The 13,095-nt window shown below is 38.8% G+C and carries 12 protein-coding genes and 2 tRNA genes; 7 read left to right on the forward strand and 7 right to left on the reverse strand.

Annotated features, from left to right (window positions below; all coding sequences use genetic code 11):
• Positions 1-334: 334 nt before the first annotated feature.
• Entirely contained in the window at positions 335-1,522 is a 1,188-nt protein-coding gene (locus tag AB1Z56_RS20425) for an MFS transporter (protein WP_426789977.1), read from the forward strand.
• A 31-nt stretch (positions 1,523-1,553) separates the two neighbouring features.
• On the opposite strand, the gene AB1Z56_RS20430 is transcribed toward AB1Z56_RS20425, so the two are convergent.
• The 3 genes from AB1Z56_RS20430 to AB1Z56_RS20440 form a co-directional block, all read right to left on the reverse strand.
• Positions 1,554-2,228, reverse strand: a complete 675-nt coding sequence (locus AB1Z56_RS20430; protein WP_426789978.1) for a phosphatase PAP2 family protein — start codon at positions 2,226-2,228, stop codon at positions 1,554-1,556.
• Between the two features lie 176 nt (positions 2,229-2,404).
• Positions 2,405-2,476 (reverse strand) — tRNA-Arg (locus tag AB1Z56_RS20435).
• Positions 2,477-2,691: 215 nt separating this feature from the next.
• Positions 2,692-2,772, reverse strand: a tRNA-Tyr gene (locus tag AB1Z56_RS20440).
• Between the two features lie 236 nt (positions 2,773-3,008).
• On the opposite strand from AB1Z56_RS20440, the gene AB1Z56_RS20445 reads away from it, so the two are divergent.
• From AB1Z56_RS20445 to AB1Z56_RS20470, 6 genes are all read left to right on the forward strand, one after another.
• The gene (locus AB1Z56_RS20445) at positions 3,009-3,692 is read left to right on the forward strand and encodes a peroxiredoxin (protein WP_309367204.1); all 684 of its coding nucleotides are present in this window, start codon (positions 3,009-3,011) and stop codon (positions 3,690-3,692) included.
• An 81-nt stretch (positions 3,693-3,773) separates the two neighbouring features.
• Positions 3,774-4,088: a thioredoxin family protein gene (locus AB1Z56_RS20450; RefSeq protein WP_309367205.1), complete on the forward strand. Its 315-nt coding sequence runs from the start codon at positions 3,774-3,776 to the stop codon at positions 4,086-4,088.
• Positions 4,069-4,323 (forward strand): DUF6952 family protein, encoded by a 255-nt coding sequence (locus AB1Z56_RS20455; protein WP_046673203.1) that lies wholly within the window; start codon positions 4,069-4,071, stop codon positions 4,321-4,323. The genes AB1Z56_RS20450 and AB1Z56_RS20455 overlap by 20 nt, the downstream gene beginning before the upstream one ends.
• A 645-nt stretch (positions 4,324-4,968) precedes the next feature.
• A complete protein-coding gene (locus AB1Z56_RS20460) occupies positions 4,969-7,422 on the forward strand; it encodes a PIG-L family deacetylase (RefSeq protein ID WP_426789979.1) in 2,454 nt (817 codons plus the stop codon).
• A 7-nt stretch (positions 7,423-7,429) separates the two neighbouring features.
• Positions 7,430-7,639, forward strand: coding sequence for a hypothetical protein (locus AB1Z56_RS20465; RefSeq protein ID WP_293899581.1), 210 nt, complete (start codon positions 7,430-7,432; stop codon positions 7,637-7,639).
• Positions 7,640-7,733: 94 nt separating this feature from the next.
• The gene (locus tag AB1Z56_RS20470) at positions 7,734-9,440 is read left to right on the forward strand and encodes a sodium:solute symporter (RefSeq protein WP_426789980.1); all 1,707 of its coding nucleotides are present in this window, start codon (positions 7,734-7,736) and stop codon (positions 9,438-9,440) included.
• Positions 9,441-9,475: 35 nt separating this feature from the next.
• On the opposite strand, the gene AB1Z56_RS20475 is transcribed toward AB1Z56_RS20470, so the two are convergent.
• From AB1Z56_RS20475 to AB1Z56_RS20490, 4 genes are all read right to left on the reverse strand, one after another.
• Entirely contained in the window at positions 9,476-10,342 is an 867-nt protein-coding gene (locus tag AB1Z56_RS20475) for an N-acetylmuramoyl-L-alanine amidase (RefSeq protein WP_426789981.1), read from the reverse strand.
• Complete coding sequence (locus AB1Z56_RS20480; protein ID WP_313264934.1) at positions 10,342-11,403, reverse strand: DUF3078 domain-containing protein; 1,062 nt, start codon at positions 11,401-11,403, stop codon at positions 10,342-10,344. Before AB1Z56_RS20480 ends, AB1Z56_RS20475 begins: the two co-directional genes overlap by 1 nt.
• Positions 11,404-11,426: 23 nt before the next feature.
• Complete coding sequence (locus AB1Z56_RS20485; RefSeq protein ID WP_309367210.1) at positions 11,427-12,149, reverse strand: hypothetical protein; 723 nt, start codon at positions 12,147-12,149, stop codon at positions 11,427-11,429.
• Between the two features lie 100 nt (positions 12,150-12,249).
• Positions 12,250-13,083: a glucosaminidase domain-containing protein gene (locus tag AB1Z56_RS20490; RefSeq protein ID WP_309367211.1), complete on the reverse strand. Its 834-nt coding sequence runs from the start codon at positions 13,081-13,083 to the stop codon at positions 12,250-12,252.
• Between the last annotated feature and the right edge of the window lie 12 nt (positions 13,084-13,095).

Raw genomic sequence — 13,095 nt, forward strand, 5'->3', positions numbered from 1 at the left:
CTTAAAGTGTGACACACATAAAATAAACTGAAACAAATTCACCTCATTTAACGTTTTTATACCAAGATTGGTTATTACAAATAGTATGGCTATTGGCTAAGATTATTTTAACCGAACTCAAAAAAATCATAACATTATTTTCTTCTTGGAACACTTAAAAGAGAAGATAATTATCAATGCAATTACACATAATTATCACCAAACAAACCAACACACTGAATATAAACACATTAGCACACACAAGCCACAATACAAAAGTTCAGGTATTTTTTTAAATCATTCTATTTTTAAATGAGATACTTATCCTTAACTTTGCACCCTCAAATCAGAAACTATGGACGCAACGTTAACTCACTCAGAAGAAGATCTTTATAACAAACGAAATCGCATAAGAATTGCGGTATCCCTTTTCTTTTTTTGCCAAGGCATTGCGTTCGCCTCCTGGGCAAGCCGGATCCCTGTGATTAAAGCACATCTCAACCTAAGTGAAGGCCAATTGGGCACCATCTTATTGATGCTTCCTGTTGGACAGCTTGCCACCATGGCCTTATCGGGAAAACTAGTCACAAAATATGGCAGTGCGAAAGTATTACGTATTGTCCCCATCGCATATGCCTTAGTATTATGTTCCATTTCCTTCGCACAGAACGCATGGCAATTGGGCTGTATTTTATTTCTATTTGGCGTAACGGGCAATATGTGCAATATTTCCGTCAATACACAGGGAGTGGCAACGGAACAGATTTTCAAAAAGTCTATTATGACCTCTTTCCATGGTGCCTGGAGTATTGCAGGATTTACAGGAGCATTGGTTGGTCTATTAACGATGAACCTCGGACTGAACACTTTGTCACATTTCTTAATTATCTTATGCTTTGTCATAGGCAATACACTAATCAATCAAAGATATTTAGTACCGGGAAAATCTCCTCAAAAAGAAAAGCGAAGTTTTTTCTCCAGACCCGAAGGGAGCTTACTTCAACTCGGCATTATCGGATTTTTCAGTATGGCCACAGAGGGAGCAATGTTTGACTGGAGTGGAGTATATTTCAAAGAGATCGTGCAAGCGCCCGAAAATCTTGTTGTTGTCGGTTATGCTTCTTTTATGATCATGATGGCCACAGGCCGTTTTGTTGGAGATGCAGTCATCCGCAAATTAGGACGGAAAAGAACCCTTCAGTACAGCGGCCTATTGATGTTCGTCGGCATGATGACATCTGTTGTCTTTCCGGAATTTACCATCTGTACTTTAGCCTTTATGTTAGTTGGGATAGGTGTTGCCTGCAACGTTCCTTCAATCTACAGCATTGCTGGACAGAATAAAAATGTGTCATCTGGGGTAGCTCTGGCGATGGTTTCTAGTATTAGCTACCTGGGCTTTCTCATGGGACCTCCCTTAATTGGATATATTGCAGAAGCCTTTAGCCTACGTTACTCCTATGGTGTTTTCGCCTGCTTTGGTTTGCTAATGTTTGCTATGGTGGGGCGACTATCCTTATTTAAGGATACATCCCTTGCTTAAGACAATACATATCCTTTACTAAAAACAAAGTTTAGATTTTAACCTGAAGGAATTTCAGGCTAAATGACATGCGTTTACTTCTCAATACATAAGGCATTGCCAGCAGATAAAAACAAGCAGTTCCGGTACCCAAAATAGATCCGAACCATATATCTTCAACAAAATGCTGTCCTAAGTATACCCTAGAGTAGGCTGTCAATACCGCAAGACCAAAGGCAAGTACACCAAAAGTTCTATTCTTTGAGATAATAGCTACTGTAGCAGCCATAGCAAAGGCTGAAGTGGTATGCCCAGAGGGAAAAGAATTAAAGTGCGCGACCGGCAGCCAGGAAACGACATGGAACGTGGAATCACCCCGGAAAACAGTCGCTGGCCTGTCAACATCAAAAAGATTCTTCAATACGCAACAGATCAACCCCGAGAAAGCATACGTCCCGAGTACCGCGCGAGCGAAGTTCCATTGCTGTGTACAGCAGTAAGCGATTACAACGCCAATAACAAAAAGACCGTCTCCAAAATAGGTCTGTATTGTAAAAAAAATATCAGCCCAGAAGGCATGTCGTGTATTAATAAAATGGAATGAATCGCTCTTTGGGACAAAAAATACAACTGCTGTCACCAATAAGGTCCAAATTGCGAAACAAATAAAAAAAGCCGGATTAGCAGCACAGACCTTCCTTAATTGGCATAATAAAATTCTTCCCATTCAATTATATAACTTAAAGCCCAAAAGTAAAATGGATGTATTAGTAAATGATTAACCGAAAATAAAAATATTTTTAAAAATTTACAATTATATTACGGAAATATTTTGATAAGATCGCAAAATGCATTAGTCAATTTAAACAAAAAAAGCGATGGGAATCCATCGCTTTTTACCAGTAGCCCCGAGCAGAATCGAACTGCTATCAAATGTTTAGGAAACATCTATTCTATCCGTTGAACTACGGGGCCTTTTCAGAAGCCAAACTTAGGCTTATTTTACAAATAAGTCAATAGCAAGCCTAAAATCCTGTCATTTTTTTTCAAAATAGATTTCCTAGACGAAGAATTAATGTTTATGTGCATTGTGAGCGACTGCCATCACCAAAAAATCCGCTGCAAAAAACTGATTCAATAAAAAGTCAAACCGGAAAAATAAATGAGAATAGAGAAGGAAGAAAAAAATGTGGAGGGAGAAGGATTCGAACCTTCGAAGCCGAAGCAACGGATTTACAGTCCGTCCCATTTGACCGCTCTGGAACCCCTCCAGCATTATGCTGTTCTGAATTGAACGTCGCAAAAGTAGGTTTTGATTTGCATAACTGCAATTATTTTATGCCGTAAATTTGTAACTATCGCTGTATTAATCCATTTATTTTTACTTATTACCTACTCAACATCCCAGAGACCGTATCGATTTATCATTATTATAATAAAAACTTATTGTTATAATCCAGTCATAATAGATTTTGACAATAGTGTATTGCTAAAATCAATTCGCTTTTTGGAAAGAGTTGCTGTATCTTTGTGTCAACAAAAAAAAGAAAGATATATTATGAGTTTCACAGGTAAAAGTTTTCCAAGCATTACAGTAGATGCAATTGATTATTTAGGCGATAATTTACAAATCAACATTTTTGAAAAAGCGGTTAAAGAAGGTAAAAAAGTGCTTTTATTTTGGTACCCAAAAGATTTCACTTTCGTATGTCCTACTGAGTTACATGCTTTCCAAGAAGCTGCTGCCGAGTTTGAAAAACGCAATACGATCTTAATCGGTGCTTCATGTGATACAAATGAAGTTCACTTTGCGTGGTTAAACACGGCAAAAGATAACGGTGGTATTGAAGGTGTTGAATATCCTATCTTAGCAGATACTAACCGTAATTTATCAAGTGTATTAGGAATTTTGGACGTTCAAGAGGTTGAACACCCAGAATATGGCACTTTAGCACAAGGTTCTGCTGTAACTTACAGAGCTACTTATTTAATCGACGAAACTGGCCGCGTATTCCACGAATCTGTAAACGATATGCCTTTAGGCCGTAACGTTAAAGAATATTTACGCTTGATCGATGCTTACGCGCACGTACAGAAATTCGGTGAAGTATGTCCTGCAAACTGGGAAGAAGGTAAAGACGCCATGAACGCAGACAGAAAAGGTGTAGCTGATTATTTAGCTAATCACTAAAAATACAAGACCATAGGTCTCATCAACAGGAGCTTTTCGGTTCCTGTTGATCTCTCCAACAATCACCTTAATAATAAAATCATGTTACAAGAATTAGAAAACGATAATTTACAAGAAATTGTAAACAATAACGATATTGTTATGGTTCAGTACTCCGCGACTTGGTGCGGAAACTGCAAAATCATGAAACCAAAATTCAAAAAATTGGCGGGAGAAAATGACAGCGTGCCTTTTGTAATTGCTGATGCAGAGAAATTCCCTGAATCTCGTAAATTGGCGAATGTCAATAATCTACCAACTTTTGCTGCATTTAAAAACGGTAAATTGGTCAATCAAGTACAAACAAATAAGTTGGACGCATTAGTAGAATTATTCAATGAAACTTCCGGTAATTAAACATTTGACAGAATTCATCGAGCAAAATGATGTGGATTATGTCTTGGAAACCATCGAAACATTAGAAGCGCTGACAGAAGCTCCTTTGAAAGATGAAGAACTCGATGTTCTTGGTGAATTGATCTCCAATCTATATGGGGCTGTGGAGGTCGATAAATTGATAAAAGAAGGTAACTCCAAAAAAGATGCTTTAAACATGTTTATGAAGCGTGTTCTAGGCGCGATTGACAAATAGTCTTTACTGCAAACAGCCTAATCGTGAAACTTTCTTTTCAAGGTGTCCTTATCCGTTTTTGAGTATACGAAGCAAAGAGGCTTATGCCGACTAAAATTCCTAACGAATTGGCTATGTCCGAATTTGGTCGATCATTTTTTTTGAAGATAGAAGAGGATATATCCGAAAAAAAAATCGCTGTATTTCAGCATCTTAAACGAATAACACCCGTATATGATTAATTTTTCAAACGCTAAAATGTTAACAAAATTTAGCAATGTGGAAAACTAATTAAAGTAATCTAACAGAACTAAATATTTTCTACATATATTTACTATGTTAAAGGTTGCCACTTGGAGCGAAGCGACAAAATAACTATTCTCTAAAAATTCGTTTCAGGAAAAAATATTTTAATTGTTAAACGGAAATTCCAACATGATTGGAATTTCCGTTTTTTATTTTCTGTGGATATTTACGACAAAATCTCTTTTTCAACTTCAGTCACTGCCCACCCCTTTAACTAAGCTATTCCGCTCATTTACCTTGGATATTTATAAGCTTGATAAACGATAACAGCCTATTGCAACATCAAAGGACAAACAAACACTGTCAATAAAATTACAATAGCCTATAATCTGTTGTTGATCAAAATCTTTATCTTTAAACATGCGAAAACCTTTTCTCTCTGCTATCATCATATTGGCGGGTATCCTATCCACTTCCATTGTTAAGGCACAGCATCCACAATGGAACGCTGCTGAAATCAAACTGAATCTAGAAAAACTGAATGTACTTGGTTCGGTTCTTTATTTTGCTGCACACCCAGATGATGAAAATACGCGACTGATTGCTTGGCTTGCACAGGAAAAAAAATACAAAACAGGCTACCTATCACTAACCCGCGGCGATGGGGGACAGAACCTTATTGGAACGGAACAAGGTATCGAACTAGGGTTGATCCGAACACAGGAACTATTGGCTGCGCGAAAAATAGATAAAGGCGAGCAATTCTTTTCTTCAGCCTACGACTTTGGTTTTTCAAAAACTCCCGAAGAGACTTTCGAATTCTGGGATAAACAAAGGGTACTTAGCGAAGCCGTATGGGTTATTCGCAAATTTAGGCCTGATGTCATTATCACACGTTTTCCTCCCGACCCCAGAGGTGGACATGGCCATCATCAAGCTTCCGCTATTTTGGCTCACGAAGCCTTTAAGGCAGCAGCCGACCCGACACAATTTCCCGAACAACTTCAATTTGTACACCCTTGGAAAGCTAAACGCTTACTTTGGAATACAGCTAATTTCGGCGGTCAAAACAACACGCGCGAAGATCAGTTAAAAATAGATATCGGCGATTATAATTCTTTATTAGGGACATCCTACGGGGAAATTGCGGCACAAAGCAGATCTTCACACAAAAGCCAGGGATTTGGTTCTGCTGCCCAACGCGGCTCGTCAATCGAATATTTTGCCTATGTAGATGGTTCTCCTGCAGAGAAGACATTATTGGATGGCGTTGATACTTCATGGAAAAGAATACAAAATAGTGCAGAAATTCAATCTTTGATTGATCATATTAATCAGACTTATCAAATAGACAAACCTGAACTTGTCATTGCCGACCTTATCCAACTCCATAAAGCATTGGAACAAATTACTGACGATTACTGGAGAAATGAGAAGAAAAGAGAAGTTGAGCAACTGATTCTGGCCTGCGGAGGAATCTGGTTTGAAAGTATTGCCAAAAGCCCATCTTATGCTTTGGGAGATCAGATTAAAGTAGACCATTCCGTCATTGTTCGACGCCCAAATGTGTCCGTTGAACTCACCCAAATAAACGGTCATGACATGCACGAAACCTTAGAAACAAATAGATTGCAAAAAGACTCCGTTCTTATATATGCTAACAGTACAACACAACCCTACTGGCTGATTGAAGCACATAGTAAAGGTAAATTTAACGTAAGCGACTTTAATCTTACCGGCTACCCCGAAAACCCAAATGCTCCACAGCTATCATTTGGACTTCGGATCAACGGCGAAAACATCATTTTCCATCAACCTATACAATATAAATACACAGATCCTGTACGGGGTGAAATCTATAACCCCATTGTAATTCTCCCACAGCTATCAGCTAAAAGTTCTAGCCCTTTAGCACTTACCCAAAACGCAGCCGCAGTCAAGGTAAATCTAACTTTTCACAAAAATGGGCTGCAACAAACGGGAACATTTAATATCATATCTAATATCCCTAAAGGCTGGGAAGTTTCGCCTCCATCATTTGACCTATCTTTCGACAAAGGAGGAAGTACACTTACTAAAGAAATTACGATAAAACCAATAGACAAATCGAAATCTTCTATTGATACACTAAGCTTTCAATTAGCAAAAAAAGAACACCTGAAAGAGATAAAAACCATCGATTACCCACATATTCCGAATATTGTTTATTTCCCGGATGTAGCAATAAAAATGAGCAATATCAATCTGATCAACGAAGTAAAAAGAGTGGCATACGTTCATGGGGCAGGGGATCTAATTCCTGAGTCGCTGGCTTCCATTGGTATTAAAGTCGATGTTTTAACTAGCGAACAGGCCTTAAAAGCAGATCTCAATAGCTATGATGCCGTGATTTTGGGTGTACGAATATTCAATGTCAACAGAGAAATTGCACAATTACAAAATAGACTTCTTTCTTATGTCAACATGGGCGGGACAGTCCTAGAGCAATACAATGTAAACAACGGATTAATCTCAAAACATTTTGGACCTTTCCCTTTTAGCATCGGCAGAAACCGCGTGACCGACGAAATGGCGAAAGTACACTTCGATAAGAACGATCCAATTTTCAACTACCCAAACAAGATCAGCGACGCAGACTTCGAACATTGGATACAGGAACGTGGATTATACTTTGCGGAAGATATTGACAAAAGATACCGCACCCCAATTACAATCCAAGACCCCGGAGAACCGCTGCACAACGGTTCTTTATTGATCGCCCAATATGGAAAAGGTAAATTTGTTTATACATCACTATCTTTTTTTAGACAATTGCCCGCCGGAATTCCCGGAGCTTACAGATTATTTGTAAATTTGTTATCAAAATCAAAGTAATATAATAATGGAAAATCAGATTGACAACAACTGCACTTCGATAGATGCTGGTAAAGCAAAAGGAATTATTCTTTTAGTTGCTGTAGTGTTTGGTGCATTAATTGGATTCACTGCAAACGAGACATTTTTAAGCATCTTTGGCGGTGCCGCTGTCGGATTGATTATTGCAGCAATTTTTAATAGCGTCATTTATCCTCAGAAGCCTTCTGATAGATAAAAAATATGAATAGCTGGAAGCGCTTCTACTGGTTGGTCGTTATCTGGCTATTTGTATTTATCCTTTTTCTGTACTTTTTCACTAAACACTATTCATGAGTACAGCAGATTGGATCGTTTTATTCCTGACGCTTTTATGCATTGTCGTTTATGGCATGTATAAAAGCAGAGGCATCAAAAATATTGATGGGTATCTTCTAGGCAACCGCTCTTTGCCTTGGTATCATGTAGGTTTATCGGTAATGGCAACGCAAGCAAGCGCCATTACTTTCTTATCTGCACCCGGACTTGCCTATTCCTCCGGAATGAGTTTTGTCCAATTCTATTTTGGCCTTCCCTTAGCCATGATTGTCCTCTGTATTACATTTATCCCTATTTTCCATAAGCTAAAAGTTTTTACTGCCTACGAGTTTTTGGAAAAACGTTTTGACATAAAAACCAGAGGGCTGACTGCTATTCTGTTTCTGATACAACGAGGCATATCTACAGGTATTACAATCTTTGCTCCTGCGCTAATTATATCAACTATACTCCATATTGATCTTACCTGGACCACATTGGCGATCGGAAGTTTTGTTGTTATCTATACAACCTATGGAGGAACCAAAGCCGTATCTCATACGCAACTGCTTCAAATGAGCATTATCTTTGGTTCTTTACTCGTTGCAGGCATACTGGTCATTCATCTGCTCCCAGAGAATATTGGTCTATCAAAAGCGCTTCATATTGCAGGAAAATCTGGGAAAACCAATGCGTTGGATTTTACTTTTGACCTCAACAATAACTATACACTCTGGACAGGACTGATCGGTGGTTTTTTCCTCCAGCTTTCCTACTTTGGAACTGACCAAAGTCAGGTAGGTCGTTATTTGACGGGAGCTTCAGTCAAAGAAAGCCGCATGGGATTAATCATGAATGGACTCCTGAAAATTCCGATGCAATTTGCTATTCTACTCATTGGAGTCCTGGTATTTGCCTATTATCAATTCCATCAGCCGCCTATTTTTTTCAATCAAGTCGAAATCAAGAAGCTTAAAGAAAGTAAATATGCCCCTGATTATCAGATGCTGGAAGAAAGGCATAGCGAACTATTTAAAACACGTGAATCTGTTGTTCAGCAGCTCAATACAGCATTAGATCACAACGATAAAAAAGATATTGCCAATTATCGAACCTCGCTGGGGCAACTTAATGCCCAAATGCAGCAGGTAAAAGAAGGAACTTTAGACTTAATCAAAAAGAATAACCCAGCAGCGGAAACCAATGACAATAATTATGTATTTCTTTCTTTTGTGACAAGCGTCTTTCCAAAGGGCCTAATTGGGCTTCTCATAGCCGTCATTTTTCTCGCATCTATGGGTTCGACAGCAAGTGCCATTAACTCATTGGCTTCAACAACGACCATTGATATCTATAAAAGATTCATTAACCGTGACTCATCCGAAAAGCAGGACCTATTATGGTCTCGCTTATTTACATTGATCTGGGGTACATTTACCGTAGCTGTAGCTTTGTACGCCAACAGACTGGGCAATCTCCTCGAGGCGGTCAATATCTTGGGTTCATTATTCTATGGTACTATCCTAGGGATTTTCATCGTCGCCTTCTACATGAAGAAAATTCAAGGCAAAGCTGTTTTCTTTGCGGCAGTACTTTCCGAAATTATAGTGATCTCCATTTGGATGATGAACAAAATTCCTTTTCTCTGGCTCAATCTTATTGGCTGTGTCGCTGTTATGCTGATCGCCTATTTCCTACAGATAGGAATTAAAGAATCTCATTTTATAAAGGACAAAAAATAGTGTGCGTAAAAGAAAAAGCCTGATTGGGTTCAGGCTCAGTATTTTTTATAGATATTGTACAAGACACTTTTATCGTATATGGTCAATTCAGGTGTCGTATCGCGCACAACAAATTTTCGTTTAAAGGCAACGATAGCCGCCTTTAAATTGGATGTGTCGTAGCCAATGATTTTAAGTGCATCTATCGCATTAAAACCATCCGGAGGGGCCACAAGCTGTCCTTCATCATACCATATACCAAAACCTCGTTCTGCAAGCTTTTTCCAAGGGAAAAAAACACTTGGATCATTCTTCCGTGATGGTGCAATATCGGCATGTCCAATAAAATTATTTGTGGGAATTAAATAACGTGATTTCAAGGTATCAAGCACAGTCATCAATGAAGTAATTTGTGCCTCGGGAAAAGGTTCCCTGCCATTATTGTCCAATTCGATACCAATAGAACAGGAATTCATATCCACGATAGAACCCCACTTTGCCACACCTGCATGCCAGGAACGAACATAATCGTTCAGCATTTGTATAATCTCACCGTTCCGGCCAATAACATAATGTGAACTTACCTTGGTCCGTTGGATCTGAAATGTTTTGATCGTCTGCCCAATGCTATCCTGCGCTGTGTGATGAATGATAACAAAATTTGGTTTACGAACATCATAATGGATCGCTTCCTCCTGACGCCAATAAGCGTGGGTGCCGGATTTCTGAAGGAAAAGAATTTTTCTTTCCTCCGGTGTCAGTAAATTGGTATCTGGCTTTGCCACAACCTTCTCCTCCAACGCTACTGCCGGGGCAAAAGCTGCCACAAGCGGTTTTGAAGCCACTGGCTGAACTTTTGACTTGCAGCTCGCAAAAGACAGCAATGAACAAAGTAATATCCCCACTGACACTGATCTAAACATTATTTTGGTAAACTATAGACAATCCCCATCGCTAAAGACTGGCTTAATTGCACTCTTGAAATAACATCGGGATCATAAATCATGATGCCATTTAGGTTCACATTGATTACTCGGGTAACTTTCGCTGTTACGGTTACATCTAAACGATGTGTCGGATTGGAAAGTTTCTCGTAATCTGCAAAAAGATTATAACGTGCTTTTACGTTCAACTTATCTGTGAAATTTTTGTCTAAGTTACCCGTTAACTGGAATGCCAATGCATTTGCAAAAGACCGGTCCTCTTTTACACCAAATCGTTCGCCTGTACCTTTTCGCTGATTACTATCAGATTCCGGCTTACTCATATCGGGCAAAAGATAATAACCATATTTCTGATAAAAACCTTCTACCGAGCGAGGTTTAACGCGGTCATCTAAGATAAAAGTCTGGCGTGCTGTACCGGTACCGAAACGTAGAGAAAACTCATTACTCGGCTTATACTCAAGACCGAAAGACTCCGTTAAATAAGCTGGAGCCATAAAAGCATTTTCGATATAATCGATTGTATCTTTTCCATTAACAGGCTTATACTTGTAGCCTGCGTCAAATTGTGACTCAAATGTCACTGACGTAAACAAAGCCCAATTGGTTGACAATTTATAAGAGAGCTTATTATCCCAAAATATGCGGTCATTATTTTTCTTCGCAATATTATTGGTGTTCTTAATCTTTCCATAACGTAAATCAACTTCAGTGACAAAGTTGAAATTGTCTCTGGTATAATCCGATTTATGATTAGCATTCAATCCAACAGCAATAGAACCAACACCACCACCTTTCCAATTATCATTAAATGAAGCCTGGTTTAAATTGATCCCAAATTTCGTCCAATGTTTCCAATAATCTACCTCTAGATTTAGTTTTGGGACTACAGGACGAATCGTTTTAATATTTAGAGGTTGTTCTCTCTGTACGGAAATTACGGTATCTGGTTTCGCCCGAAGATCTTTCAGATCCTGTGCCTTTAAGCTGGTCATAGAAAGGCAAAGCATAGCTATGCCGACAAAATTGAATAACTTCATTCTGAAAACGTCTATTTTTTTGTTTACGGTACTAATTTATAATTAATTGTTGGAAAAGGCTCAATAAAATATTCCGAAGGGCGCAATTGATACCGCGAATAACAATCCTTGATATAATTCGTCAGCTCATAATCACTCGCTGCCAGAATAAAGAAATAGGAGGGTCTGAATATCCTTCTAAATCGTTCTGCTTCTTCACTGTTGAGTCCTGTAACCTTGCCAATAAGCTCTTTCGTAAATTTATAATCGATCACATTTTCTTTATAATCGTTTTCAATAGTTTTGGTCAGTCGTCGTGCTCTTTTGGCCTCCTTGCTAAATAAGCTATAGATTGAATTGATGCTTAATCCCGCGCCAGTTGGACCGACAGAAAACACATCGCCGTAACCTGAAAGGCGATACGCTTTCTCATAATCCTCTTTTGCCTTTTTCAAAATTTCTTCGGGGCTCTTACGCGCAAAAACCTGAACCTCATCTATATAAAAAGATTCACGTACCAAATGAAATAGCAACAAACCACGGTTATCCACCTGAAGAGTATCTGAAAAATAGCCTTTACATATCGCAACAATATGATCTCCTAGCTGTGCATTAAAGACAAATTCTCCCTTAATAGTATTATAATTGACCTCCCCGGTACGTAAGTTGGCCAGTTTTACATTTCCAATACGTTGTTTGGTATTTTTATCAAAAACGATACCCTCGACTTTTTTATCTTGGCAAAAAAGTTGAGAAGTAACGCCCATGAGGGCAATAAGTAGAAAAATATATCGCAATAGTATCACTTTCGTAAAACTACTATATCGCCGTACAAAAGCGAAATATTTAACATCTTTTAAAGCGTAACTATTTAGATATAACCAATAGCTGGCCTAAAGATAGCGCATCATCGCTCAGACCGTTCAAAGATTTGATCTGATCAACGGATACATTGTACAGCTTACTGAGCGAATATAACGTATCCTGAGCTTTAACCTCATGGATACGCATAGCCACAGGGCTCTTAATTTCTTCTGTTTTTACGACTGCAGGAGGTGTTTCTTGGACATTTTGTACGATCTCGACCTGAACGGTCTCTTCTCTTACAACTTTTTCACGCGGAGACTCACCGCGATCATATTGATCAAGATGGTATCTTTCAATCATTTCGATCAACAATTCAGGGTAACGTGGATTGGTAGCATACCCCGCCGCTTTCAAGCCTTTAGCCCACCCCTTATAGTCATTCTTATCCAACTTAAAGAGTGCCGCATATCGCGGTCGTAAAAGAAACTCCGAGTGATCTCGAAAAGATTGCTCGGGATTCTCATAAACACGAAAGCAATCATTAATATTATCATCGGGACGAGTCACGGATTTTCCCTTCCAAACGCCACCGCATTTAATACCGAAATGATTATTAGCCTCACGAGCTAAATAGCTATTACCATTACCTGATTCCAGTAAAGCCTGAGCAAGTTTAATACTAGCAGGAATGCCATATTTATTCATCTCTGCAACAGCAACATCTTTGTAATGAGCAATATAGTCATTACCAGCCATGGTCGGCCGTCCTACAGAAGATGATGAAGAAGTTTTTGAATTGGAGCCAGGTTTAGAGGCGGATATTGTACCTCTCCGGCTTGAGCATGATGTAATCAACATCATGAATACAAACATGCCATAAAAAAACTTCTTCATGCAATAATGTCG

This window comes from Sphingobacterium sp. WOUb80 (assembly GCF_050058145.1).
GTDB lineage: Bacteria > Bacteroidota > Bacteroidia > Sphingobacteriales > Sphingobacteriaceae > Sphingobacterium.

Bases quoted from the DNA above. Each gene is read 5' to 3' on its own strand.
- AB1Z56_RS20425 (WP_426789977.1), top strand. From the start codon at position 335: ATGGACGCAACGTTAACTCACTCAGAAGAAGATCTTTATAACAAACGA.
- AB1Z56_RS20430 (WP_426789978.1), bottom strand. From the start codon at position 2,228: ATGGGAAGAATTTTATTATGCCAATTAAGGAAGGTCTGTGCTGCTAAT.
- AB1Z56_RS20450 (WP_309367205.1), top strand. From the start codon at position 3,774: ATGTTACAAGAATTAGAAAACGATAATTTACAAGAAATTGTAAACAAT.
- AB1Z56_RS20455 (WP_046673203.1), top strand. From the start codon at position 4,069: ATGAAACTTCCGGTAATTAAACATTTGACAGAATTCATCGAGCAAAAT.
- AB1Z56_RS20460 (WP_426789979.1), top strand. From the start codon at position 4,969: ATGCGAAAACCTTTTCTCTCTGCTATCATCATATTGGCGGGTATCCTA.
- AB1Z56_RS20465 (WP_293899581.1), top strand. From the start codon at position 7,430: ATGGAAAATCAGATTGACAACAACTGCACTTCGATAGATGCTGGTAAA.
- AB1Z56_RS20470 (WP_426789980.1), top strand. From the start codon at position 7,734: ATGAGTACAGCAGATTGGATCGTTTTATTCCTGACGCTTTTATGCATT.
- AB1Z56_RS20475 (WP_426789981.1), bottom strand. From the start codon at position 10,342: ATGTTTAGATCAGTGTCAGTGGGGATATTACTTTGTTCATTGCTGTCT.
- AB1Z56_RS20480 (WP_313264934.1), bottom strand. From the start codon at position 11,403: ATGAAGTTATTCAATTTTGTCGGCATAGCTATGCTTTGCCTTTCTATG.
- AB1Z56_RS20485 (WP_309367210.1), bottom strand. From the start codon at position 12,149: ATGGGCGTTACTTCTCAACTTTTTTGCCAAGATAAAAAAGTCGAGGGT.
- AB1Z56_RS20490 (WP_309367211.1), bottom strand. From the start codon at position 13,083: ATGAAGAAGTTTTTTTATGGCATGTTTGTATTCATGATGTTGATTACA.